The organism is Dongshaea marina, from assembly GCF_003072645.1.
In the GTDB taxonomy this organism is placed as follows: domain Bacteria; phylum Pseudomonadota; class Gammaproteobacteria; order Enterobacterales; family Aeromonadaceae; genus Dongshaea; species Dongshaea marina.
Genome location: NZ_CP028897.1, coordinates 3512399 through 3537040 on the forward strand (window position 1 = coordinate 3512399; position 24642 = coordinate 3537040).

The following is a 24642-nucleotide window of genomic DNA, read 5'->3' on the forward strand; positions in this document are numbered from 1 at the left end:
TCACTGACAAAGATATCGGGCAAATGGCTTATATTCTGAGATTGATGTCAGAGAGGAGCCCCCCCTGTCTGGCAGGCGTTGAGAGGGAGTTCAGGAAAAAGGTTGATAACTTGCCATACCGGGAGCCTGGCTAGGATCTGAGGCCACAAACTTAAGCATTCCCATCAACACAGTACCTATGACCATGATCCCACCGGCCAGATAAAGCCCATCCCGGTAAGGTAGTTGATAGCTGGTCATGGCCGCAATCCCCAATGGAGCCAGGATCTGTGCTATGCCATAGCTGATCGTCATCTTGCCCATCATTTTTCCCGGATTCTCGGGATAGAACTGACCCACCATGGTGAGAACCAGGCTCACTATCCCCATGAAGGTGTTGCCAAACAATACAGCACTCACCAGTACGCTTAATACACCTGAGTCCATCACCGGAAGCAGGATCCCAAGGCACTGCAGCAAAAAAGCCCAGATCAAGGCGTTAAGCTGACCATAGCGCCTGGCAGCCCTGTCCCACATCATACAAGCCGGGGCTGCTGAAAGCCCAATCAGGATAAAGACGAGGTTGCCCTGCCCCCCCATTCCTGGAAGCTGATTGATAATAGCCACAATAAAGGTAGCACTCACTACATATCCCACACCGGCACAGAAATACCCCATCATTAAGACTTGTATAAAACGTTGGCCTGGCCTGCTCGTCGATATTGGTGCTTTTAGGGGCCGATTAACTTGCTCCACAGGTTTTGGCAGCCAGGCCAGGGCGGGATAAAGCAGGATGCAACCCAAAAGTGAGTAGCCATACCATAATTGCTGCCAGTTGAGTTGACGGCGGGCCAGCTCAACCACAACGGCTGCCAGAACGATTCCAAGGCCAATCCCACTAAAATGCACGCCAAGCTCTTTACCTTTTTGATGGCTGACCAGCCAGTTGAGCACTAGCCCTGAGCCCATCAGCATCCCGGCGGCGCTCCCCACCCCGGATAAGAATCGCACAATAGACCATAGCCAAAGATCAGTGGTCATCGCCATGGCTGCCGTCGACAGCAAAGCCAGTAAAACTCCCCAACGATACAGGGTATCTTTAAGACGAAGGGTTTTCACACTCGCTGTAATAAGGGTTCCAACCAGATACCCTACGTAGTTGACACTTGCCAGCCAGGCACCTGCGCTCTGGCCCAGTCCAGCCTGATGCTGCATCACAGACAGCATGGGGGTATAGGAGAAACGGGCAATCCCTATGCTCAAAATCAACGAGCAGATCCCGGCTGCCACCACTTTCATTTTTTGGATATCTCTCACCACTTTTCCCCCTGAATAACCATGAGATCTGCACTATAAAGAAGTTGTTGCATCAAAAATAATGAATTATTCTGATCAGACTGTTCTTTTTTAGAGATTTGTTATGGAGCTCCAGGCACTACATACCTTCAAAACCGTAGCCCAAGAGGGAGGGATCCTCGCTGCCTCCCGAAAGCTCAATACGGTCCAGTCCAATGTCACCGCCAGGATCAAGCGACTTGAGTCTGAATTAGAAGTTCAGCTGTTTCACCGTCAGGGGCGTGGGATCACCCTTTCAGCTGCTGGCCGACTGCTGCTGGAGTACAGCGAGAAAATGCTGGGCCTTGAGCGACAGCTGGTTTCTGCGGTACGCCAGACCGGAGAAAGTTATGGTGAACTGCGCCTTGGAGTAATGGAGTCGTTTGCCGGCACCTATCTTCCAAGCGTGTTAAAGGAGTTCCAACCTAAACATCCGGGGCTAAACCTTAAGATCGATAGCGCGACCAGCGGTGAACTCCTGAGGCTGCTCATCTCCCACCAGCTGGATCTCGTGTTTGTCGCAGGACCAATCGATCACCCGGATCTCATCTCACAAACCCTCATCGATGAAAGATTAGCCCTGGTCCACAAAAGAGGGGAATCCTGGAAAAAACTACCCTTCATTTTGTTTCGTGAAGGCTGTGCTTACCGGGAGCGAGCCCTGGAGTGGCGAAGAGAAAATGGTGATCCAACGCCTGAGATCATGGAGCTTGGAACCCTGGATGGAATTTTAGGCTGCGTCGCCGTCGGGCTGGGCTGCACCCTGCTGCCCATGAGCGTAGTCAAAGCCTCTAAATTCTCCGGGGAGCTTGAGATCATCGAAGTGGAGGATCACATAGCCAACACACCGACCGTGATGGTCCGGCACCGCGATGCTCTCCCCCTTACGGCCTTTGAAAACCTCAGAGAATCAGTACTCCATATCTCAGAGCAGTGTTAGAGCGTTTTTCGGATACACCGGTTCATCTCATGAAAGCGGCTTTAATTTTGATCGCTGACTCGCAAGACACATCCATGTTGCTCTACTGCAGCATCCTTGCTGCAGAAGGTCAGCTTAACAAAGCCCAAAGCAGCACTTGAGTGAATAACTACCCGGATTAAACCAAAAATGCTCTAGATTCAGGGCTGTCAGGACTGAGCTCCCGCTCCGATCCCGATACCCCAGAACAATCAACAAATAGAATCGCTGCCATCAAAACCATAGATTCACAGTAAGTCCACTGATGATAGCAATAGAGACAACGACCAAAATAAATGTGAGCACCAGGGGATAACGAAACAAGCTCTTTAGCAGCACAATCTCCGGTACACTGATCCCTGAGCTCCCGATGATAAAAGACATTGCAACTCCTGAGCTCATCCCCATCTTGAGGAAGACTGAGATAAGCGGGAATAAAGTACTCACACGAATATATAGGGGAGCTCCCACTACAGATGCAAGTATGATGGTGTACCAGTGATCATGACCTAATGTTTGGACTATAAAATCTTTAGGAACAAAGGCTTGCATTAGTGTCGCCAGACCAACGCCCAATAAGAGATAGGGGATAAAAGACACAAAGCTACGATACGATCCTGCAATAAATTCGATACAGTGATCACCTATCGACTGGCTTCTGATCCGTGACAGCCCCTGTTTCCCAGCTCTGCAACCCGTTATAGCCTCCCCTGATGGCTCTGAAGTGATGACAAATCGCGAAAAGTGAAACTTCTCTAACAGCCATGAAAAAAGGACAGCCAATATCACAGCCAGTAAGGTATAGGCCACAGCAACCTTTAAGCCAAGGGAGGCTGTAATCAGGGTAAAAATTAATGGGTTGACCAGGGGTGAAACAAATAAAAAAGCCATTGAAGGCCCAAATCCCGCCTGAGCTCTAAGCAGCTCCCTGAGGATCGGTATTGTCGTCACACTACAGAAGGGAGTCAGGCTCCCAAAAGCGATGCCCGCCACATAACCTCCCTTACTTGAGAAAAAAGTTCGAAGTTTATGGGCAGGTAAGGCCAGCTTAATGACCTGGAGGAATACACTAACCAGCGCCAGTACAACTCCAATTTCAACCGTGATGTTAATTGCAAAGTGAATAACAGAACTCCACATAGCTACTCCTAAGATAAACAGATCTGATACATCAAGAAAATCAATTTAGGAGTAGTTTATTTCTCTTATGTGTTCTATAAAGGCAATAAACACAAAACATTGTTGTATTAAAGAAACAATATGTTTGAAAAGCTGATCACATTTGCCACAGTTAGCGAAGAGCTGAGCCTCACTCAGGCGGCTGAAAAGTTAGGGATATCAAAAGCCCAGGTGAGCCGTCGGCTTGCAGAACTTGAAAAAGAGCTTGGTTGCCAACTGCTCAATCGATCGACTAGAAAGGTGAAACTCACAGATGCCGGGAAACGGCTGCTGCCTGAAGTTCAGGGCCTTTACCTCCAGTATCTGAAGGTTGTTAGCCAAGCCTGCCAACTCAATGATGAAGTATCCGGTCGATTCACCATCACCTACCCCAGTTCTATTGCCACATCACTGTGTAGTCAGGCCATCACAAGAATCATGAAAACCTATCCGAAGCTTAAGCTTGAACTGAGGATTACCAGTAAAGTATTAGATCTGATTGATGAGGGTGTCGATCTGGCGATACGCACTCACCAGATTCACAATGAGCGCTACATTGGAAAAAAAGTCAGAGAGGTCAAAGAGATCCTATGTTGCCATCCAAGCTTCACCCGGGAGTTAGCCCCCTGCGCACTCCAGATAAACTGGGAGCTCGAAATATTCTTTACAATCCAGAGAGCCAATCATCTCCAATCTCTCTTTACCATAATGATCAGTGCTATGAGCTTGAAAAAAAGAACTCTCAGGCTATCAATCAAACACTCGTCATCTATGATCTGCTCCGACAAGGAGCTGGAATAGGACTACTCCCGGACTATATGGCTGAACCCTCTATCGCCAACGGAGAACTAATTCAAATCTGCCCGGGTTGGCATACCCCTGGCTGGCCGATCTGTTTGGTGTACCCCTACCAAAATCCCACTCCTGCGAAGTTAAAGGCTGTTCTGGATATCTTGCTGGAATCGATCCAGAGGTAGATGTCCCAGCTGAGAGAAACGCTGTCATTGCTCATCTGGAGTAACTTTGGGCTGGCGGGCTGCAATCCGCTCAATAAAGGTATCAAAGGCCTTCAGGAGTGGACTGGCATCCAGCTGTTCAACCTGGGTCAGGGCTAAGTAAACCGCCTCCAGGGTCGAAAGCTGTCCGGGCTTATGAGCTTTGCGAACTCTGTATCCCGGCAGCTCAAGCTCGGTTGAATCAAGATCCAGATGCAATCGCGGAAGGCTTGCCACCAGAGGGTTAAGGTGCATCAACTTGCGGGTCTTGCGCCAGGTGCCATCCAATACTATCAGTCGATATTCCTGTGGCTCAACCTGCCGGGGTGTCAGCTTGCTCGCGTCACCGGCCGGATCCGGGTAGAGCAGGATGGGCTGTTTGCCATCCGCAAACAGGGCCTTTTGCAGCTCAGAAGATTCAAACTCCTCACCAACCAGTAACCGGTTATGTTGCAGGCTCTGGGTAAGAAGTGGCAGGGTGCCCTTGCTGTGACCCTGTTCATCGGGGTGCTGAATAAATAGCACTTCAAGCTGGTGTTCAACCATCGAGATCAGATCACACAGGCAGCTGGATAGGGGGCGCTGGCAGATCTCACAGGTGGCTCGTTTAGACATTCGCAGAAAGTATCGTTGGATTGACAATAATCAGGGACTTAATCATCGAATGGGTATCTGAAGAAGGCCTGCCGTGGAGCTGTCGAAGCATTCCGACAGCTCATAAGGAAATCAGTAGCGCACTGAGTCGTGGTACTGCTCCAGGATCCCCTTGATCCGCTCCATGGTCTCCTTGGGCGGTGGCGCGACACCTTCGAGTCCGTACTCTTCGCCCATCGCAATCCACTTGTGTTTGCCCAACTCGTGGTAAGGCAGAAGTTCGACCTTCTCGACACAGCCCTTAAGCTCGTCACGGATGAACTGCCCCAGCAGATGCGCTCCCTCGTCATCGTCCGTCCAGCCTGGAACAACCACATAGCGTAGCCAGATTTTTTTCTGCTTCTTCGCCAGGTAACGGCCAAACTCCAGCGCATATTTATTGCTGACGTGGGTCAGGGGAATGTGGATCTCATCTTTCATATGCTTGATATCAAGCAGCACCAGGTCTGTCACATCCAGCAGTTCGTCCAACTGCTCATCATAGCGATGGACAAACCCATTGGTGTCCAGGCAGGTGTGAACCCCTTCGGCCTGGCAAGCCTTAAATAGCTCAGTTGCAAACTCTTGCTGCAACATCACTTCGCCACCGGAGGCGGTCACTCCCCCACCGGATGCATTCATGAAGTTACGATAGGTGAGCAGATCTTCCATGAGCTCAGGGACGGTCACTTCCTTGCCGCCCTTCAAATCCCAGGTATCCCGGTTATGGCAGTACAGGCAGCGCATCTGGCACCCCTGCATAAACACAATGAATCGAATACCGGGACCATCGACGGTTCCACAAGATTCAACCGAGTGAATGCGACCTTTAATCGACATAGATCTCTCCTGAGGGACTTTGCCTCAATGTCGTTAGCAATCTAGTTATCTTAACCTAAGCAGCCTTCAATCTCTCCATGAAAAAACAGCTTCCCTAAGGAAGCTGTTATCAAGTATAGATCAGGCAACAAGTATTACAGGGAGCTGGTGAAAGTCCGTGAAATAACGTCTTGCTGCTGCTCTTTAGTCAAAGAGTTGAAGCGTACCGCATAACCGGAAACACGGATGGTCAGCTGAGGATACTTATCTGGGTTATCCATTGCATCCAGCAGCATGTCACGGTTCATGACGTTCACGTTCAGGTGCTGACCACCTTCGATCTTCTGCGCTTCGTGGTGGAAGTAACCATCCATCAGACCAACCAGGTTGGCTTCCTGAGAGTTCTCATCCTTACCCAGTGCATTTGGTACGATAGAGAAGGTATAAGAGATACCATCTTTCGCGTAAGCAAATGGCAGCTTGGATACAGAAGTCAGAGATGCAACCGCACCCTTCTGATCACGGCCGTGCATTGGGTTTGCACCAGGACCGAATGGCTGACCTGCGCGACGTCCGTCAGGAGTATTACCAGTCTTCTTACCATAAACCACGTTAGAGGTGATGGTCAGGATAGACTGAGTAGGAGTCGCGTTACGGTAAGTTGGGTGCTCCTGAACCTTCTTCATGAAGCGCTCAACCAGGTCAACTGCGATCTCATCAACACGGTTGTCGTTGTTACCGAACTGTGGGTACTCGCCTTCGATCTCGAAGTCTACAGCGATGCCGTCTTCGTCACGAATCGGCTTAACCTTGGCGTACTTGATCGCAGCCAGGGAATCAGCAGCAACAGACAGACCCGCGATACCGCAAGCCATGGTGCGGTGAACATCACGATCGTGCAGCGCTAGCTGAGCTGCTTCGTAGCTGTACTTGTCGTGCATGTAGTGGATGATGTTCAGGGCGGTGACATACTGAGTTGCCAGCCAGTCCATGAAGTGATCCAGGTTACCCATCACTTCGTCGAAGTTCAGAACTTCAGAAGTGATCTTGTCCATCTTAGGACCAACCTGAGTCTTCAGCTTCTCGTCCACACCACCGTTGATTGCATACAGCAGGGTCTTACCCAAGTTGGCACGGGCGCCGAAGAACTGCATCTGCTTACCAACAACCATTGGCGATACACAACATGCGATTGCATAGTCGTCGCTCTCGAAGTCAGGACGCATCAGGTCATCGTTTTCGTACTGGATAGAAGAGGTATCGATAGACACCTTAGCACAGAAACGCTTGAAGCCTTCTGGCAGAGCTTCTGACCACAGGATAGTCAGGTTAGGCTCTGGAGATGGGCCCATGGTGTACAGGGTGTTCAGGAAGCGGAAGCTACTCTTGGTAACCAGAGTACGGCCGTCCAGACCCATACCACCGATGGACTCGGTCGCCCAGATTGGGTCGCCAGAGAACAGATCATCATACTCAGGAGTACGCAGGAAGCGCACCATACGCAGCTTCATCACCAGGTGATCGAACAGCTCCTGAGCTTCTTTCTCGGTCAGGATACCACGACGGATATCACGCTCAACGTAGGCGTCCAGGAACGTTGCGGTACGACCGAAAGACATCGCAGCACCATTCTGAGACTTAACCGCAGCCAGGTAGCCGAAGTAGGTCCACTGGATCGCTTCTTTAGCGTTGGCAGCAGGAACAGAGATATCGCAGCCATACTTAGCTGCCATCTCTTTCATCTGGCCCAGAGCACGATACTGCTCAGAGAGCTCTTCACGCAGCTGGATGGTCGCTTCCAGATCTTCGCCGCTCTCCAGCTTCTCCTGCAGAGAGTTGAACTGAGCGAACTTGTCCTTCATCAGGAAGTCGATACCGTACAGAGCAACGCGACGGTAGTCACCGATGATACGGCCACGGCCATAGGCATCCGGCAGACCGGTGATAACACCTGACTTACGGCAGTTACGGATGTCGGCAGTGTAAACGTCGAACACGCCCTGGTTGTGAGTCTTACGATAGTCGGTGAAGATCTTCTTCACCTGTGGATCCAGCTCACGGCCATACACCTTACAGGAACCCTCAACCATCTTGATACCACCAAATGGGATGATGGCGCGCTTGAGAGGCTTATCTGTCTGCAGACCTACGATCTGCTCCAGATCCTGCTCGATGTAACCAGCGTCATGAGAGGTGATAGTCGCAGGAAGATCGGTATCGAAGTCAACCGGCGCGTGTGTGCGGTTCTCTTCTTTGATCCCTTCCATAACCTGCTCCCACAACTTAGTGGTCGCATCAGTTGCGCCTTCCAGGAAGTTCGCATCACCTTCATATGGGGTGTAGTTTCTCTGGATGAAGTCACGGGTGTTGACCTCTTTTTGCCAATCACCAGCTTCAAACCCTTCCCACGCTTTCGCGAGCATTTCATTTAGCTCAGCCATTGCTAGTACCTCATTCGGTCTATTTAAATCGGCGCTATCAGAAACAGTGGCAAGAGACTCCCCGGATTGGCCGGAGTACCCCTATCGCTCACATCCCCGATAGTCACCGGGATCAGATTTTCGGGATAACATCGAGCACCACCAGACCGACAAACTCCGAAAGCAGGCGATCAGTCACCAGCGAGGTTTCGTGTAAATCCAGGCATCGATTGCCGTACTCGACGAAACCACAACGCCAGTCGTGATGCTGTACTCAACACCGGTAGCGATAAACACAACCACCGGCAAAATCAAAATCTTACCTATGATATCGACCTTCCAATGAAAGGCCTCTGGCTCAGAGCCCGGCATCCTACCGGCTACAGGCTCGTGATATCACGGCTACAAAATAGTGCCGATATCTCCATATTTCAGAGTTCTGCACCCACTCCCAAACAAAACGGGAGTCTGTTGAGGCGGTAATTTTACTACAGAAAAAACCACAAAAATAGTCTGGTTAGTGACAAAATTTGCTCACTTGACTCTACTCCTGAAACTTTACAACATTTTTAAAGCAAGAGAGCACACCGCGGACTCATTTGTGAACAATCAGAGAACACCTCAACAGCTGTTTGTAACTCACCGAACCGAGTTTCCTCATGCCCGATTACCATTCTTCTCCCTTAAACAAGCTCTGTCATCTTCAGTTCGGAAGTCTCAAAATCAATCTTCCTCCAGAGCCCGGAAGCCACAGCAAGGTGCCATCATTCAAAATTAAAATCCAGCATGGAAGTGATGAATAATTAAAAGGGGTGATGATGGCTACGCTATTTAAAAAAAATAGCAGAAAACATTTAACACAACAGAATAAGTATAGTTACAAACTTGTCGATAAGATGAATGACCCAGCAAATTAATTAAGATGCCGGGTCATTCGGATTAAGGTTTTGGAAATATGGAATAGTCGAGGGACTGGTAGGCTTTACCCAAAGCCTCGGCCAGATCTAAATAACGAGGGTGTGGTGCGGTATGGACCTTGTCACAGCCACTTTTGATCAGCTTGTCACAAATCTCCCGGTACCAAAGGCCCAGAGCTGGCGGCAGGCGAGTCTGAGATCGCTTCCCCAACCAATACAGTCCCTGCAGGGGTAAGCTAATGGCAAACAGAACCGTTGCAACCACGCTCGGCCATAGCGCAGGGGGGCCCATCAGGTGTTGTAGCATCAGAGCCAGCACCACAATAAGCGGAACCACTTTGCACCCAAAACGGACCGCCATGATGACTTTCGGCTCAGGAAACAGCACCGCCAGTTCTGACTGCGGTGGCCAGCTTTGGCTGTAGTGCTGACCTAACTGGATGGTTTCTCTAAATAATTTCATCATGAAGTTAAATTCCCATCGCCCATCATCTGTGGGCTATAACCGATAGCTTATTGGATCTGTGCAGATAAATCCTCATCTTTTCTTTTCATCGGCCCTCAAGCGAGTTATGCTTGCGCCTATCTTCAGTATCGGCATCCTATCAGATGTCGTTAGTCTCAGATCGCAATTGTCCTGATCTCGATTATAACCGACCGTCACCTGTCTGGTTACAAATGAGAAGGCCAAGCTGCGTCCTGAGACATCGCGTGTAGTTCTCGCAAAAATTCACATAGGATTTACTCATGAGTAGTAAGCTGGTTCTAGTTCTTAACTGCGGCAGCTCTTCGCTGAAATTCGCAATTATTGACGCTTCTAATGGCGATGAAAAACTTTCTGGTCTGGCCGAGTGTTTTGGTCTGGCCGATGCCCGCATCAAGTGGAAACTTGACGGGGAGAAAGGAAATGCAGAGCTGGGTAATGGTGCAGCGCACAACGAAGCTCTGGACTTCATCATCAACACCATCCTGCCTCAAAAGCCTGAATTGGCTGAAGGTCTGATCGCCATCGGCCACCGCGTCGTTCACGGCGGTGAAAAGTTCACCAAGTCTGTGGTTATTACTGATGAAGTGCTCAAGGGCATCGAAGAGTGCGCCTCTCTGGCTCCTCTGCACAACCCTGCACACGTGATCGGTATCGAAGCGGCAATCAAGTCATTCGCTAACCTGCCTCAGGTTGCGGTATTTGACACCGCCTTCCACCAGACCATGCCAGAGCAAGCGTTTATGTACGCTATCCCTGCAGAGCTGTACCGTGAGCACGGTATCCGCCGCTATGGTATGCACGGTACTTCTCACCTGTTCATTGCTCAGGAAGCAGCAGAGCGCCTGAACAAGCCTGTTTCAGAGACCAACATCATCTCTTGTCACCTGGGTAACGGCGCATCTGTCTGTGCCATCAAGGATGGCCAGTCTGTTGATACCTCTATGGGTCTGACTCCTCTGGAAGGCCTGGTGATGGGTACCCGTAGCGGTGACCTGGACCCTGCGATCATCTTCTACCTGACCAACACCCTGGGTTATACCCTGGAAGATGTCAACAGCATGCTGCACAAGAAGTCTGGCCTGCTGGGTCTGTCTGAACTGACCAATGACTGTCGTGGCATCGAAGAGGGCTACGCTGAAGGTCACAAGGGCGCAACTCTGGCACTGGAAGTTTTCTGCTACCGCCTGGCTAAATATGTTGCTTCCTACAGCGTGCCTCTGGGTCGCCTGGATGCAATCGTCTTCACCGGTGGTATTGGTGAAAACTCTAACCTGATCCGCCAGAAGGTTCTTGAGCACCTGGCTATCTTCGGCTTCAAGGTCGATGATGAAAAGAACGCCGCTGCCCGCTTCGGTAACGAAGGTGTGATCACTGCTGACAACAGCCCTGTTGCCATGGTGATCCCAACCAACGAAGAGTGGGTCATTGCCAGCGACGCAATGAAGCTGACTCAAGCTTAATCTATCAACAAGAGCCGCCTGGCGGCTCTTGTTGCTTCTGTCTTTTACCAAACAAGGAAAAAGCAAGTGGCACGCACTATTATGCTCATCCCGGTTGGTAGCGGAGTTGGTGTAACATCCGTCAGCCTGGGTATGATTCGAGCCATGGAACGCCATGGTGTGAACGTGAGCTTCTTCAAGCCGATAGCACAGCCTCGTCCGGGCGCGACCGGCCCAGAAAGCTCCACTGCTGTGATTCGTGCAGCATCCAATATCAATCCACCTGAGCCTTTTGCTCTGCAGTATGCAGAGAACATGATCACTTCCAACAGCGACGCGATCCTGCTCGAAGAGATCGTGGCGCGCTTTGAGAATCATGTTAAAGACAGCACCGCTGAGGTGATCGTGGTTGAGGGGATGGTACCAACAGACCACGCTCCGTTCGCCAACCACATTAACTATGATATCGCTAAGGCTCTGGATGCAGACATGGTGTTCGTGACCCATCCGGGTAACGACTCCTCACAGAAGCTTAAAGAGCGCATTGAGCTGGCTTGCTCTAACTTTGGTGGCATCGACAATAAGCGCATTGTCGGCTGCATCATCAACAAGGTGGGTGCACCGATCGATGATCACGGCAATACCCGCCCCGATCTGATGGAGATGTTTGAAGCTCATCATCAGGGAGTTAGTGCCGATCACAACCATAACCTGGAAGTTCTGCAGGTCTTTGGTAAGACACCCCTGCGTATCCTGGGTTGCATCCCATGGAACACCAACCTGATCGCACCTCGTGCCAAAGATCTGGCGACTCATCTTCGTGCAACCATCCTGAACCAGGGTGAGATGAGCGAGCGTCGCCTGCATAACGTGACCTTCTGTGCCCGCTCTATCCCGAATATGATTGAGCACTTCCGTCCGGGTGGACTGCTGGTGACCTCTGGCGATCGCTCCGACGTGATCGTTGCGGCCTGCCTGGCATCGATGAATGGTGTCAAAATCGGCGCACTGTTGCTGACCGGCAGCTACAAGCCTGAGCAACAGGTACTGAATCTGTGTCAACAGGCGATGGAAACCGGCCTGCCGATCTTTGTCACCTCGACCAACACCTGGCAAACCGCCATCCGCTTGCAGAATTTCAATGTTGAGATCCCGGTGGATGACTCCCAGCGTATCGAGCTGGTTCAGGACTATATTGCAGGTCACATCGACAAGCACTGGATCGAGTCTCTGACCTCTATCTCTTCGCGTCCACGTCGCCTGAGCCCTCCTGCGTTCCGCTATCAGCTGACCGAACAGGCTCGTCGCGCCAACAAGCGTATCGTACTGCCAGAGGGTGAAGAGCCGCGTACACTGAAGGCTGCAGCCATCTGTGCCGAGCGTGGTATTGCCCACCCTGTTCTTCTGGGGAACCCCGAAGAGATCCGCCGTGTGGCTGAGCAGCAGGGAATCATCATCAACGAGAATGTTCAGATCATCGATCCGGACAAGGCTCGTGCGCAGTATGTTGACCGCCTGGTTGAGATGCGTAAGCACAAAGGGATCACTGAAGTGGTTGCCAAAGAGCAGCTCAAAGACAATGTGGTTCTGGGCACCATGATGCTGGAGCGTGATGAGGTTGACGGTCTGGTGAGCGGCGCGGTTCACACCACAGCCAACACCATCCGTCCACCACTGCAGCTGATCAAGACTGCACCAAACTCTTCTCTGGTGTCATCTGTATTCTTCATGCTGCTGCCGGATCAGGTTCTGGTTTATGGTGACTGTGCCATCAACCCGGATCCATCCGCTGAGCAACTGGCTGAGATCGCCATCCAGTCCGCAGACTCTGCCCAGGCATTCGGTATTGAGCCCCGGGTTGCGATGATCTCCTACTCAACCGGCAGCTCTGGTAGCGGTGCGGATGTTGAGAAGGTACGTGAAGCAACCAAGCTGGCTCAGGAGAAGCGTCCTGATCTGGTGATCGACGGCCCACTGCAGTATGACGCAGCCGTCATGGAGAATGTCGCCAAGTCTAAGGCGCCGAACTCTCCGGTTGCCGGTAAAGCGACTGTGTTCGTATTCCCGGATCTGAACACGGGTAACACCACCTACAAGGCGGTACAGCGTTCAGCGGATCTGGTGTCTATCGGACCTATGCTGCAAGGCATGCGCAAGCCGGTAAACGATCTGTCTCGTGGCGCACTGGTTGACGATATCGTCTATACCATCGCCCTGACCGCGATTCAGGCAAATAGCTCCAGCAACTAAGCTTGAGTAGTGACGGGCAGTCCTGCGGGGCTGCCCTCTTCCCTTACCCGAGTCTCAAGAGGACTCTTCCCCCTCATCCCCCTGGACAACCTTGAGAAGCTCCTGCGCCTGGTGCGTCAAGCCCACGGTATCTTCCACATCCAACTGGATGGCGATTCCCTGTCCCGGATGCTCTTCAAAGCCAGCGGTCTGCTCTATGGTATTGAGAATATCCCGTGCCATGTGCTCCTCTACCAGAAACAGCAGTACGTCGCGCTGCACCTCCAGTTGTAGCCCGAGGAAAGTGGTCTGGCGTTTGACCCCCTCTCCCCTGGCGTTATTAATCACGGTTACCCCGGTTGCTCCCGCCTGCCGGGCTGCATCCAGCACATTATCGGTAGCTGCATCATCCACAAATGCAATGATCAATTTAAATTTCATGATCTCTCTCTAATTTTTGTCCATAGCTCAGAGATTTGAGCATACCCCATGACGGTAATCATCGGGAATAAACTGGCAAAGGCGATCAGCCCGAAGCCATCGATCAGAGGACTTCGTCCCGGAACCGTCTCTGCCAAACCAAGACCCAGCGCCGTCACCAGGGGGACAGTTACCGTCGAGGTGGTCACACCACCCGAGTCATAGGCCAACGGAATAATCACCTTGGGAGCAAACAGAGTCTGGATCACCACCACGATATAACCTGCAATGATGTAGTAATGGATAGGATCCCCCGCGACGATGCGATAGGAGCCAAGTGCTATCCCAAAGGCAACCCCAATGGCCACCGCAATTCTTAATCCCCATACATGTATGGTGCCACCAGAGACCTGCTCGGCCTTCATCGCAACCGCAATGAGGCTGGGCTCAGCGATGGTGGTCGCAAAACCGATGGCGGCAGCAAACAGGTAGACCCAATAGTAATCATGCCAATCCAACAAGGCCTCACCTGCGCCATGATGCTGGCTCACAATAAACTCAGGGCTGGTGAGCTGACGGGCCATCACCTCCCCCAGGGGGAACAGCGCTTTTTCGAGTCCAAGCAGGAACAAAGAGAGCCCTATGGTCACATAGATAAAGCCGATGATCACCCGCTTGAGGTTTGGTACCTTGCGCCTGATCACAAACAGCTGAAAGGCAAAGATGATCACCACGATCGGCAACACATCTTTCACCGTAGACAGCAGGATCATCAAACCATCTTTCAGCCAATCCACATTCCATACCCCATAACAAAGATCATCGGTGTGAGTGATGCAAAAGCGATCAGGCCAAAGCCATCGACCATAGGATTACGCCCCTTGATTGAGGATGACAAGCCAACCCCCAGGGCTGTCACCAAAGGCACTGTGATGGTCGAGGTTGTCACGCCCCCGGAATCATAGGCGATGCCTATGATCTCCCGGGGCGCAAAAAAGGTCATGATCACCACCAGGATATAACCGCTCACGATAAACACCTGGATCGGCCAGCCCTTGATGATCCGCCACACCCCGATCACAATCGCAAGTCCGACCGAGAAGGCAACCGTATAACGTAAACCGGATGCATAAGCCATCATCTCATGCTCGGTGTGGGCAATCATGCCGCCTTCTGCAGCCACCTCGGCAGCTTCCCGGGTCACGGCTATCAGAGCCGGCTCGGCAATGGTGGTGCCAAAACCCAGGCAGAATGCAAACAGCAGTAGCCACCACACGCTACCCTTTTGGGCAAATTCATGAGCCATGGTCTCCCCGATGGGAAACAGGCCCATCTCAAGCCCAAAAATAAACAGGGTTAAGCCTGCAACAACCAGCAGCAGGCCCTCGATAATACTCAGAACATGGGGAAGCGGTTGCTGGAGAACCACAAACTGAAAGAAGACGATCACGATAACTATCGGCAACAGATCCCGAAAGCTACGGATGACCGCACGAAATAGAGCCAGAGATCCCTGGAGCATACTCTCCCTTCAGTCAGCTTTGTTAAGCAGATATTACATTCAGTATGTCAGATCTCCTGCGGGACGGGAGTAGATCCGGAAAATTTAACAGAGCTTTGTGAGTCTCCTCCTGTTTTAAGCCGAATTAACCCCTCCCTAACAGAGCTATCACTCCTGAAAAACAGACTTTTGGTTTATTTCACTAAAGATGAAGTCTCCATAGATGCTTCAAAACCTGCGATCGGTTGGCTCACACACAGGTGTATCACCCAGAAAGACTCAAACGCAAACGATAACGGGGTGGTAAAGGGACGCAAAATATCGCAAGCTAAGGCCTATTATGAGCACCAGGAAGGCGCACTCATGAAGATACTGATCACCGGCGGCAGCGGCTTTATTGGTCAGCACTTGATCCCACTGCTGAGACCTCATCACAGCTGTACCATTTTGACTCGCAATATTCGCAAGGCGCAGCATAGGCTGGGCTATCAGGTCCAATATCAGGACACCCTGGCGACTCTTCCCACGCTCAACGGTTTTGATGTGGTGATCAACCTGGCAGGAGAGCCAATCTTTGATAAGCGCTGGAGTCCGGCTCAAAAAGAGGAGCTGTGTCAAAGCCGCTGGGCTCTGACCGATCAGCTGGTAGAGCTGATCAAGCGCAGCCAACACCCACCTCAGCTACTTATCAATGCCTCAGCCATAGGTATCTATGGCAACCAGGGTGAGCAGCGGCTCAATGAGAGCAGCCAGGGGATCCCCCATGACTTTGCCCAGGAGCTCTGCAATGGCTGGGAGCAGCGTGCCCGGGAAGCCGAATCAGAACATACCCGGGTCTGTATTGCACGAATTGGCTTGGTGCTGGGAGCTGATGGAGGCATGCTTAGACGTATGCTCCCCGCCTTTAAGCTGGGGCTGGGCGGCCACTTTGGAAATGGCCAGCAATTTATGTCCTGGATCCATATCAAGGATCTGGTCGCTGCCATCGGCTTTCTGCTGACCTACCCTAATGCCCAGGGCATCTATAATCTGTGCGCTCCAAATCCAGTTCCCGCCTGTGAATTTGCCAAGAGTCTGGCTCAAAAGCTCCACAGGCCGCACTTTATAAACCCTCCCGGCTGGTTTCTGCGCCCCATGCTCGGTGAGCGCGCCGAACTGCTCCTCGCAAGCCAACGGGTTGAACCTGAGCGATTATTGCAAGAAGGCTTTATGTTTCATTACCCAACTCTGGAGGAGGCATGGGATGAGCTCTTATAGCCCTTTGCCATATCCACAGTACAGAGGCGATACAGCTAAAATAAGCTCAGGGCTAAGATACCAACCAACCTGAATCATCATCTAAGATGACGATCAATTTTGATATATTGATCCCAAAATAAAAACGGACCGATAGCAACTATCGGTCCGGCCCAGTGTTGAGTCAAAAATGAGTTTTAGATGTGATATTTCAATTCATGATCTATCTTTAAATTCTCATACGACCCAAAACTTTAATTACCAGGAGGTCGTTAGCTGAACGCCAGCATTCCAGCCATTGGTATCACCATCATAAGCTCCACCACCGACAGACATATCTTTATAGTCATTGGACCAGGTCGCATAAGTCAGATAAGTACGTAACTGAGTATTTACCCCAAGCTGAATAAATGGCATTACAGTCAGCTTACCCAGGGTACCGGAGCGTTTCTCTGGAAGATTTTGGTCTGTATTAACATAATCGGCACCGGCTTCAAATTGCAGGCCATAAATGTCGTTAAACATATAGCAGGGGCGCACACCGAAGGAGAACCAGTCACGGGTATGACCCTGACCATTAGTTATATTACCATTGCGGTCATGCTGATAGATACCGACAGTGGTCAGTTTCCACTGCTTGCTTAATGGAATAGTAAAGAAGTCCAATGTACGGAAGGTATAAGCCTTATTCAGATCATAGTTATTAATCGTAATTGGAGTGTTATTGGTGCTATATCCCAATGTCAGTTGGTCGGTGCCCGCCTTAAAGTTAGCGGATGAGCCATGACCATACATGATGGCGAAAGTATTCTTACCACCAAAGAAATTATCCGCATAGTTAAAGAAACCAACCCCGAAACCAGAGGCTGCCGCAGTTTCATAAGATGCTGTTGTTCCTGTAGAGCTATTGTAGGAATCTGCAGTTCCGCCAGCAGCATAAGAAGCATTTAACCAAATCCGGCTATGGGTATTCCCCATCTTGATATTATGGATCTGAAAGTCCAGGTTACTCTTAGATAAATTACCGTGATCGGTTCCAAGGTATTCCGCGGTGTAATCTGCCGGGATATCCGGACCACCGATGAAGGCAACATCCAGCTTCACCTCATCTCCCAGAGACAGGTTCTGGACCCCGGCACCGACACCGCTCATATCCAGAAAGTAGAAGTCGTTGATCTGGGATTGATCCAGACGGTAGAAGCGCTGACCGCCCCAGAAAGAGGCTCCGGGATCACTGGCCAACACATTGTCGGCGCTGACATAGGCCTCGGAGATCCACAGGTTACTGGTGCTCTCCTGATGCTGAACAGAAGAGGTTGGTGTGTACGCATAGGAGACCCGAACTCTGGATTGCCAGTTGGGCTTGCCTGAATCAGGCTTCTCTAAACTGTTATATCCTAAAATCAGTTCACCATAGGTATCCGGCTCATTACCCAGACGATATTTGGTTGGCGAGTCCGGATTTTGGAAGGGTGACATGGCATTACCATTTTTATTCACCCCGTAACCGGAACGGAAATATCCACCATAGGCGAAGTGTTTTAAGGTATCCAACTCGGAGGCCTCGGTGGTAGATTGAGTCTTAGCCACCATGGCTGATTTTTTATTTTCGGCTTTTGTTGTTTCTGATTGTTTGATCTGCTGGCTAATTTTATCGATCTGTTGCTGATAGTTTTTCTGCATCAGCGCCATATCATTTTTGATCTGTTGCAGCTGGGCCTGATAATCAGAGCTAGTGGTTGTCGCCGCATTCGCATTTTGACAGATAGCGGCACCAGAGAATGTCATTAATGCAGCTGAGATCATACATGACAGATATTTCTTGTTCATCTTTATTCCTTATTTGAACAAACATCAAACCAAATTAAGGCACGGGAGTGCACAACTCAGAACTTACAGATTTAGTGATTCGCAAATTTTAAAAGGCAATAAAAACTTATTCTGCACAGGGATGCAGATTTATAATCTGGCATGAGTAGGGTTAATATATAGCGGATACAACAAATCAACCACAATTCGATAGCCAGTCAACAATTAAGCGGATTCAGTATATTCTCAGCCTGACAAAGAATTCCACAGCAAAAATAGGGAACGTTCCCATACTGTGATCTGTCACACATTAATCCATGGCGATAATAATCAAAATGAATTATTATTCATCCCACCTATCCCTTGTGGTAACTGGCCTGGCATTGAATATCATGACTTTGATGATAAAAAATATTCATATTTGTCTAATCAGAATATAGAAAACAATTGTGATAAAACTCCCATTTTATACTTTTTACCCTTGAAAACTTAGGGGTAACTCTGAAGAATTGGGAACGTTCCCGCCATTAATAAAGGATCGACTCATGGCTAAAATCAAAAAACAGGAGTTAGAGCAGCTTCTGGACTTGATTGGAGGACGCGACAATATCGTTAGCGTCAGTCACTGTATTACCCGGATGCGCTTCGTATTAAGTGACCCAAACGAAGCTAATGTTAAGGGGATTGAGCAACTCCCCTCCGTCAAAGGCTGTTTTACCAATGCCGGTCAATTCCAGGTTGTCATCGGCCCTCAGGTTGATGAGTTTCATGCTCAATTCACCAAGCTGGCCGCCATTGGTGAGGTGAATAAGGAGGAGCTCAAGCAGATCGCCCGTCAGAACATGAGTGTTCTGGAACGAGCTATCTCCCACTTTGCCGAGATCTTTATACCCCTGATCCCAGCCATTGTTGCTGGCGGTCTGATCCTGGGATTCCGTAACCTCATCGGTGACATCAACATGGTTGATGGTCATCCGCTGATGCAGGGTAGTCAATTCTGGACCGGTGTCTATAACTTCCTGTGGCTGATTGGTGAGGCGATCTTCTTCTTCCTGCCGGTTGGGATCTGCTGGAGTACGGTCAAGAAACTGGGTGGGACGCCCATCCTTGGGATAGTGCTGGGGATCACCCTGGTCTCTCCACAGCTGATGAATGCCTATCAGCTCGGCAGCCAGATCCCACCGGTATGGAACTTTGGTTACTTTACCATCGCCAAGGTGGGCTACCAGGCCCAGGTGATCCCTGCCCTGCTAGCCGGCCTGCTGCTGGCCTTTGTTGAAACCCGCCTTAAGAAGATCATTCCCGACTGCCTGACCCTGGTGCTGGTGCCGGTCCTGTCTCTCATCATCGCGGTGTTCCTGGCGCACGCCTTCATCGGCCCGGTCGGCCGTGAAATCGGCAATGGGGTTGGCTGGACCGTTCAGAAAGTGATGACCGGCCAGTTTGCGCCGATCGGTGCTGCCCTGTTTGGGTTCCTGTACGCACCACTGGTGATCACCGGCGTGCATCAAACCACCAACGCGGTGGATCTACAGTTGATAGGCCAGATGGGTGGTACCCCAGTGTTCCCACTGATTGCTCTATCCAACATAGCTCAGGGTTCAGCCGTGCTCGGAATCGTTCTGGTGAGCCGCAAGAAAAATGAGCGGGAAATCTCAGTTCCGGCGGTGATCTCCGCCTATCTCGGGGTCACAGAGCCTGCGATGTACGGAATAAACCTGCGCTACAAGTTCCCTATGCTGTGCGCCATGATTGGCTCGGCGGTCGCTGCCTGCATCTGTGGAATGAGCGGCGTTCTGGCCAATAGCATCGGTGTTGGTGGCCTGCCGGCAATCCTCTCGATTAAAACCGAGTTCTGGGGGGTCTACCTGTTTGCTTCGATGATTGCTATCGTCATTCCGGTGTTCCTGACCATGGCGGTCTACAAGCGTAAAGAGCGCCGCAATGAGTTAAGCCTGGATACAGCGCCTGCAGCTCCTAAGATCTTTTAAACTCAATTATCCAAATAAGGATGATAGCTGAGGGCAACTCCGTGAGTTGCCCTCAGCCTTATCTCACCATCGATATATTTTCAATTCATGCCATAGATAAAGGATTTAACATGGCTCATATCAGATCAAAGGAGCTGGATAAGCTCTTAGCCCTCCTGGGAGGAACCGATAACATCACCAGTGTCAGTCACTGTATTAGCCGGCTACGCCTGGTTCTTCAGAAGCTGGAACAGCCAGATATCAAACAGATTGAAAAACTTCCCTCGGTCAAGGGTTGCTTCCATCATCAGGGTCAACTCCAGGTGATCATAGGTCCGAATGTTGACAGATTCTATGATGCTTTCACTAAAATTCTGGGAATATCTGAGACCCCTAAACAGGAGATAAAACAGGGAAACTGCAAAAATATGAGAACCGCTGAGCAAGCGCACAGCCATTTTCTACAATTCTTGACCTGGCCAAAATAAAACACTTTCCAAAAGTGAAGCTATAAACGCGGGGGGCGATTTGATGCCATCAATGAAGTCAATAAGAGGTAAGCTCTCCCATCGGCAGCTCCAGGGAATGATCGAACTACCAGGTAACGAAGCCGTTGATGAAAAATAAATGCGGAATATAAAGAAGAGTCTTTACTGATTTTCCAGGAGGAAGTTGGTGGAGCTAGACGGGATCGAACCGTCGACCTCTTGCATGCCATGCAAGCGCTCTCCCAGCTGAGCTATAGCCCCCACCGAACGAGGCGAATAATAGGAAAACCTCGCCCCCCTGTCAACAACAAAAAGTGCTTTTTCGGGGACTTTAGACCAAGCGAACACACAAGCAGCAATCTGTGGATAAAAAACGGGCAGAGGCCCGAAATTAAGCCCCTGCCCTTTGATAACGAAATCAGCTGCCTGGCAGACGACGCCTGGCAGCTCCGGATAGATTAATAGGTTTGGAAGTACCTCTGAACCTTTTGGTAATCATGGGTTTTGGTCAGTGCCAGCATCAACAAAACCCGGGCCTTTTGCGGGTTGAGGGTGCCGGATGCAACAAAGTGATATTTGCTGTCATTGACCTCAGCATTCAGAGTGGTCGCACCCGTTGCCACTCGTGAGGAGCGAACCACCAGCACCCCATCATGAGCAGCCTTGCTCAGGGTCTTCAGCATCTTATGATCCATGTTGCCGTTACCGACACCGGCCGAAACGATCCCCTGGTAACCGGCATCAATAAATGCCTTGGCAGCGACAGGAGAGGCATTTTCATAGTTATAGATGATCCCAACCTTAGGAAGAGTCTTGAGTCCACTGACATCAAACACCGAATTTTTGGTGTGACGACGCTCGGGAGCTCTCTGGTAATCCACCTCGCCATCATGAATCAGCCCCAGTGGCCCAAAGTTGGGTGCCACAAATGCCTGCACCCCGGTGGTGTTAAACTTGGTGACGCTGCGAGCCCCCAGAACCTTATCGTTCATCACCACCAGCACTCCCCGTCCTCGGGAGTTTTTATCGACTGCTGTCACCACCCCATCATAGAGGTTCATCGGGCCATCGGCGCTCATGGCCGTTGCCGGGCGCATCGAGCCGACCAGCACCACCGGCTTATCACTATGTACCGTCAAATCCAGGAAATAGGCGGTCTCCTCCATGGTGTCTGTACCATGGGTGATCACCACACCATCCACATCGGGCTGAGCCAACAACTTATTGACCCGGTCGGCCAGCTTGAGCCAGATCTTGTTATTCATATCCTGAGATCCAATATTCGAGATCTGCTCGCCACTCACCCGGGCCAGTTGTTTGATCTGAGGCACGGCCTGGATCAGCTTCTCGACTCCCAGCTGACCCGCCGTATAGTTGGTCTGGGTCGCCGAAGCCCCGGAGCCTGCGATGGTGCCTCCGGTTGCCAAAATCACAATATGGGGTTTAGTGGCGGCGAATGAGGAGGCTGTGAACAGAAGAAAAAACAGGGCTGAAAACCACAGACGAAATCCTCTACAACTTCTTTGCATAATCGATACATCCTTATTAAAGATTGTTAGTGCCCGGCTAATCTGCCTCACTCGACAACCAAATGTTGTGAGCCTGCTCCAATATCGGCGATAAACAGAAAAATATTTGCCCTGGCTGTTGGTATGGCGCTTTCACAAATGTAAGATTGCCCAGATTTTGCCCTATTCATTGAGGTTATTATGATATCGGTTGCTCTCATCGACGATCATCCCATGGTCCGCTCCGGATTTGCCCAGCTACTGGAGCTTGAGCCAGATATCTCTGTGATCGCTCAGTACGCCAGTCTCAATGAAGCCAGGGCTCTCACAGAGATCGATTGTGATGTGGCGGTGCTGGATATATCCCTGAGTGATGGAAATGGCTTATCCCTGCTCCCTCAGCTTCGCTCCCACTGTGCGGTCATCATGCTCAGTGTCCATGACAGTGCAGTGATGATTGAGACCGCTCTGGCTCAGGGGGCAAAGGGATATCTCAGTAAGCGCTGTGGTCCGGATGAGCTGGTACAGGCCGTCCGCAGTGTCGCCTCTGGCCAGAACTATCTTCCTCCAACTCTCGCCTGCCAACTGGCGAATCGCAGTCACCATGAGGGTGTGAGCCAGCTGACCAAGCGGGAACGTGAAATCTGTCTTAAGCTAGTCGAGGGGTTGGAAGTCAAGGCAATAGCCCTTGAGCTGGGCCTGAGCCACAAGACGGTGCATGTGCACCGTGCCAACATCCTGGAAAAGATGGCCGTCCAGAATACGGTTGAGCTTGCAAGAAAGCTGCTGAGTCACCCGCTGCCCCCATGCTAGACAAACTCATGACCCGCCTATACTGGGGACTTGGCTACCTGCTGCTATGTTTTTGCCTGTGGGGGATCAGTTGCCACTATATAAGCGATCCCGCTGCGGCTTTACTGCTCTTCCCCTGGGATTACTGCTGGCCATCTTGCTGAACTCTCCATCGGGCTACCGGCCAACCATTTTGCTGGCTCACCTGCTGTGCCTGCTGGTGATCCTGGATGCTACCTCGACTCAGGATCAACTGCTGCCGCTGACTGTAATTACAATCGGCAGTTTTGGGATCTCCCTGCTCATCGATTTAACCAGGAAAAGATATAGTAAGCCTCTGGCAATGACGGTGGCGATCCTGCTCCAATCTCTGGTGAGCTGGCTGGTGTGGAGCTTTTTCAATCCGGGCTCCCTGCTGACTGAAAATCTTCTCAGCCTGATTGCCCCGGCAACATCCGCGACCCTGTTGCTTCCTCTGGTCTACCTGATCCAGCTTTACCTGACCACCCAGAAATGGCACCCCAAACGACCCACTTCAGCTCAGCCTGAGCTGAGATTAAACCCAAGGCATCTGCTGCTGTTCACCGCTCTGTTCGTACTTAATATCTGCTGCCAACTGCTACTGCCGGAACACCTGGAAAGGCTACGCCTCATCATCATGATGGCACCGCTGATCTTTTTGGCGTTTCGTTTTGGCTGGCAGGGAGCCAGTGTGATTGGTCTGCTCAATGCGGTGGTTCTCTCGATTAGTGAGCACTACTCGAGCCTGCCCCTGAGCTCAACCGATATTCTGCTCGCCATGCTGGTTCAGTCTCTGATGGGATTGGGGATCGGTTTTGGGATCTCCTGTCAGCGCACCCTGACTCACAAGCTCTGGCAAACCAATCAGGCTCTTGAAGAGGAGCTTGGTCGCAACCAGCGCCTGACCTCCCAGCTGATCCATAGTGAGGAGGCGGTTCGTCATGAAATAGCCCGTGAACTCCATGATGAGATCGGACAAAACATTACCGCAATCCGTACCCAAGCCATGATCATGGAGCGCTCCAATCCCCCCGCGGCCATCGCGGCATCTTTGGGGCAACTTCAGGAGACGGCACTTGGGATCTATGACTGTACTCATCAGCTACTGTATAAACTGCGCCCACAGATCCTGGATGAGCTGGGGTTAAAGCCCGCAGTGGAGCAGCTATTCAACAGGTTAGGTCTGAACCAGCTTGGAATCGAAATCCAGCTCGACTGGCAGCTTCAGCCACAACGACTGAGCAAAACCCAGGAGATCACTGTGTATCGCATCATCCAGGAAGCCCTGAATAACAGTGTTAAATATGCAAGTCCCGCCTGGATCAAGATCCATCTCCACCAGCAGCAACAGCAATTAAGGCTCGCAATCTGTGATGATGGGCCAGGTATAGACCTTCAGCAAGCGACGGCAGGCCGAGGTCTGCAGGGGATCCGTGAGCGACTCGAGGCCTTAGGTGGCAGCCTCAGCATAGAAAACTCACGGGGCACCCAGCTGTTTGTCAGGCTCCCCCTGGACTGATCAGGAGTA

The 24642-nt window shown here is 50.9% G+C and carries 20 protein-coding genes, 1 tRNA gene and 1 pseudogene; 10 read left to right on the plus strand and 12 right to left on the minus strand.

Annotated features, from left to right (window positions below; translation table 11 throughout):
- Positions 1-90: 90 nt before the first annotated feature.
- Positions 91-1299 carry a YbfB/YjiJ family MFS transporter gene (locus tag DB847_RS16460; protein ID WP_199911596.1) on the minus strand — a complete coding sequence of 403 codons (1209 nt, stop codon included), beginning with the start codon at positions 1297-1299 and terminating at the stop codon, positions 91-93.
- Between the two features lie 100 nt (positions 1300-1399).
- Here DB847_RS16460 and DB847_RS16465 point away from each other — a divergent pair, with 100 nt between their 5' ends.
- Positions 1400-2254: a LysR family transcriptional regulator gene (locus DB847_RS16465; RefSeq protein WP_108651681.1), complete on the plus strand. Its 855-nt coding sequence runs from the start codon at positions 1400-1402 to the stop codon at positions 2252-2254.
- Between the two features lie 252 nt (positions 2255-2506).
- Here DB847_RS16465 and DB847_RS16470 read toward each other — a convergent pair whose 3' ends face one another.
- Positions 2507-3412, minus strand: coding sequence for a permease (locus DB847_RS16470; protein WP_108651682.1), 906 nt, complete (start codon positions 3410-3412; stop codon positions 2507-2509).
- Between the two features lie 120 nt (positions 3413-3532).
- On the opposite strand from DB847_RS16470, the pseudogene DB847_RS26705 reads away from it, so the two are divergent.
- Positions 3533-3982 (plus strand): annotated as a pseudogene (locus DB847_RS26705) (LysR family transcriptional regulator); the annotation flags it as partial.
- A 38-nt stretch (positions 3983-4020) separates the two neighbouring features.
- Complete coding sequence (locus tag DB847_RS26710) at positions 4021-4407, plus strand: LysR substrate-binding domain-containing protein (RefSeq protein ID WP_407644422.1); 387 nt, start codon at positions 4021-4023, stop codon at positions 4405-4407.
- A gap of 24 nt (positions 4408-4431) precedes the next feature.
- On the opposite strand, the gene DB847_RS16480 is transcribed toward DB847_RS26710, so the two are convergent.
- From DB847_RS16480 to yfbV, 4 genes are all read right to left on the minus strand, one after another.
- Positions 4432-5040 carry a tRNA-uridine aminocarboxypropyltransferase gene (locus DB847_RS16480; protein ID WP_108651684.1) on the minus strand — a complete coding sequence of 203 codons (609 nt, stop codon included), beginning with the start codon at positions 5038-5040 and terminating at the stop codon, positions 4432-4434.
- A gap of 111 nt (positions 5041-5151) precedes the next feature.
- Positions 5152-5898, minus strand: a complete 747-nt coding sequence (gene pflA / locus DB847_RS16485; RefSeq protein WP_108651685.1) for a pyruvate formate lyase 1-activating protein — start codon at positions 5896-5898, stop codon at positions 5152-5154.
- 134 nt (positions 5899-6032) lie between these two features.
- Complete coding sequence (gene pflB, locus DB847_RS16490) at positions 6033-8318, minus strand: formate C-acetyltransferase (RefSeq protein WP_108651686.1); 2286 nt, start codon at positions 8316-8318, stop codon at positions 6033-6035.
- A 918-nt stretch (positions 8319-9236) separates the two neighbouring features.
- Positions 9237-9680, minus strand: a complete 444-nt coding sequence (gene yfbV / locus DB847_RS16495; RefSeq protein WP_108651687.1) for a terminus macrodomain insulation protein YfbV — start codon at positions 9678-9680, stop codon at positions 9237-9239.
- 281 nt (positions 9681-9961) lie between these two features.
- Here yfbV and DB847_RS16500 point away from each other — a divergent pair, with 281 nt between their 5' ends.
- Positions 9962-11161, plus strand: coding sequence for an acetate kinase (locus tag DB847_RS16500; RefSeq protein ID WP_108651688.1), 1200 nt, complete (start codon positions 9962-9964; stop codon positions 11159-11161).
- A 66-nt stretch (positions 11162-11227) separates the two neighbouring features.
- The gene (gene pta, locus DB847_RS16505; protein ID WP_108651689.1) at positions 11228-13390 is read left to right on the plus strand and encodes a phosphate acetyltransferase; all 2163 of its coding nucleotides are present in this window, start codon (positions 11228-11230) and stop codon (positions 13388-13390) included.
- A 54-nt stretch (positions 13391-13444) separates the two neighbouring features.
- Here the strand turns inward: pta and DB847_RS16510 are convergent, their stop codons facing one another.
- Genes DB847_RS16510 through DB847_RS16520 form a run of 3 tightly spaced genes read right to left on the minus strand, consistent with a single transcriptional unit; the run spans position 13445 to position 15311 of the window.
- The gene (locus DB847_RS16510; RefSeq protein ID WP_108651690.1) at positions 13445-13810 is read right to left on the minus strand and encodes a P-II family nitrogen regulator; all 366 of its coding nucleotides are present in this window, start codon (positions 13808-13810) and stop codon (positions 13445-13447) included.
- A complete protein-coding gene (locus DB847_RS16515) occupies positions 13807-14586 on the minus strand; it encodes a DUF1538 domain-containing protein (protein WP_199911597.1) in 780 nt (259 codons plus the stop codon). The genes DB847_RS16510 and DB847_RS16515 overlap by 4 nt, the downstream gene beginning before the upstream one ends.
- Positions 14574-15311: a DUF1538 domain-containing protein gene (locus DB847_RS16520; protein ID WP_108651691.1), complete on the minus strand. Its 738-nt coding sequence runs from the start codon at positions 15309-15311 to the stop codon at positions 14574-14576. The genes DB847_RS16515 and DB847_RS16520 overlap by 13 nt, the downstream gene beginning before the upstream one ends.
- Before the next feature lie 342 nt (positions 15312-15653).
- Here DB847_RS16520 and DB847_RS16525 point away from each other — a divergent pair, with 342 nt between their 5' ends.
- Positions 15654-16547 carry a TIGR01777 family oxidoreductase gene (locus DB847_RS16525; protein ID WP_108651692.1) on the plus strand — a complete coding sequence of 298 codons (894 nt, stop codon included), beginning with the start codon at positions 15654-15656 and terminating at the stop codon, positions 16545-16547.
- A 237-nt stretch (positions 16548-16784) separates the two neighbouring features.
- Here the strand turns inward: DB847_RS16525 and DB847_RS16530 are convergent, their stop codons facing one another.
- Complete coding sequence (locus DB847_RS16530; RefSeq protein ID WP_108651693.1) at positions 16785-18356, minus strand: carbohydrate porin; 1572 nt, start codon at positions 18354-18356, stop codon at positions 16785-16787.
- A gap of 524 nt (positions 18357-18880) precedes the next feature.
- Here DB847_RS16530 and treB point away from each other — a divergent pair.
- Positions 18881-20326 (plus strand): PTS trehalose transporter subunit IIBC, encoded by a 1446-nt coding sequence (gene treB / locus DB847_RS16535; RefSeq protein ID WP_108651694.1) that lies wholly within the window; start codon positions 18881-18883, stop codon positions 20324-20326.
- A 110-nt stretch (positions 20327-20436) separates the two neighbouring features.
- Positions 20437-20793 (plus strand): PTS transporter subunit EIIB, encoded by a 357-nt coding sequence (locus DB847_RS16540; RefSeq protein WP_159084687.1) that lies wholly within the window; start codon positions 20437-20439, stop codon positions 20791-20793.
- A 185-nt stretch (positions 20794-20978) separates the two neighbouring features.
- Here DB847_RS16540 and DB847_RS16545 read toward each other — a convergent pair.
- Both DB847_RS16545 and ansB read right to left on the minus strand, forming a co-directional pair.
- A tRNA-Ala gene (locus tag DB847_RS16545) sits at positions 20979-21054 on the minus strand.
- A gap of 197 nt (positions 21055-21251) precedes the next feature.
- The gene (gene ansB / locus DB847_RS16555) at positions 21252-22322 is read right to left on the minus strand and encodes an L-asparaginase 2 (protein WP_108651697.1); all 1071 of its coding nucleotides are present in this window, start codon (positions 22320-22322) and stop codon (positions 21252-21254) included.
- A gap of 180 nt (positions 22323-22502) precedes the next feature.
- Between ansB and DB847_RS16560 the strand changes: the two genes are divergently transcribed.
- A complete protein-coding gene (locus DB847_RS16560) occupies positions 22503-23114 on the plus strand; it encodes a response regulator (RefSeq protein WP_108651698.1) in 612 nt (203 codons plus the stop codon).
- A gap of 70 nt (positions 23115-23184) precedes the next feature.
- The gene (gene uhpB / locus DB847_RS16565) at positions 23185-24633 is read left to right on the plus strand and encodes a signal transduction histidine-protein kinase/phosphatase UhpB (RefSeq protein WP_159084688.1); all 1449 of its coding nucleotides are present in this window, start codon (positions 23185-23187) and stop codon (positions 24631-24633) included.
- Positions 24634-24642: the final 9 nt, after the last annotated feature.

Coding starts and splice junctions, on each gene's coding strand:
- treB (WP_108651694.1), top strand. CDS start 18,881: ATGGCTAAAATCAAAAAACAGGAGTTAGAGCAGCTTCTGGACTTGATT.
- yfbV (WP_108651687.1), bottom strand. CDS start 9,680: ATGATGAAATTATTTAGAGAAACCATCCAGTTAGGTCAGCACTACAGC.
- DB847_RS16525 (WP_108651692.1), top strand. CDS start 15,654: ATGAAGATACTGATCACCGGCGGCAGCGGCTTTATTGGTCAGCACTTG.
- DB847_RS16540 (WP_159084687.1), top strand. CDS start 20,437: ATGGCTCATATCAGATCAAAGGAGCTGGATAAGCTCTTAGCCCTCCTG.
- DB847_RS16465 (WP_108651681.1), top strand. CDS start 1,400: ATGGAGCTCCAGGCACTACATACCTTCAAAACCGTAGCCCAAGAGGGA.
- DB847_RS16500 (WP_108651688.1), top strand. CDS start 9,962: ATGAGTAGTAAGCTGGTTCTAGTTCTTAACTGCGGCAGCTCTTCGCTG.
- DB847_RS16530 (WP_108651693.1), bottom strand. CDS start 18,356: ATGAACAAGAAATATCTGTCATGTATGATCTCAGCTGCATTAATGACA.
- pflB (WP_108651686.1), bottom strand. CDS start 8,318: ATGGCTGAGCTAAATGAAATGCTCGCGAAAGCGTGGGAAGGGTTTGAA.
- DB847_RS16520 (WP_108651691.1), bottom strand. CDS start 15,311: ATGCTCCAGGGATCTCTGGCTCTATTTCGTGCGGTCATCCGTAGCTTT.
- DB847_RS16560 (WP_108651698.1), top strand. CDS start 22,503: ATGATATCGGTTGCTCTCATCGACGATCATCCCATGGTCCGCTCCGGA.
- DB847_RS16470 (WP_108651682.1), bottom strand. CDS start 3,412: ATGTGGAGTTCTGTTATTCACTTTGCAATTAACATCACGGTTGAAATT.
- DB847_RS16510 (WP_108651690.1), bottom strand. CDS start 13,810: ATGAAATTTAAATTGATCATTGCATTTGTGGATGATGCAGCTACCGAT.
- ansB (WP_108651697.1), bottom strand. CDS start 22,322: ATGCAAAGAAGTTGTAGAGGATTTCGTCTGTGGTTTTCAGCCCTGTTT.
- pflA (WP_108651685.1), bottom strand. CDS start 5,898: ATGTCGATTAAAGGTCGCATTCACTCGGTTGAATCTTGTGGAACCGTC.
- DB847_RS26710 (WP_407644422.1), top strand. CDS start 4,021: ATGTTGCCATCCAAGCTTCACCCGGGAGTTAGCCCCCTGCGCACTCCA.
- DB847_RS16480 (WP_108651684.1), bottom strand. CDS start 5,040: ATGTCTAAACGAGCCACCTGTGAGATCTGCCAGCGCCCCCTATCCAGC.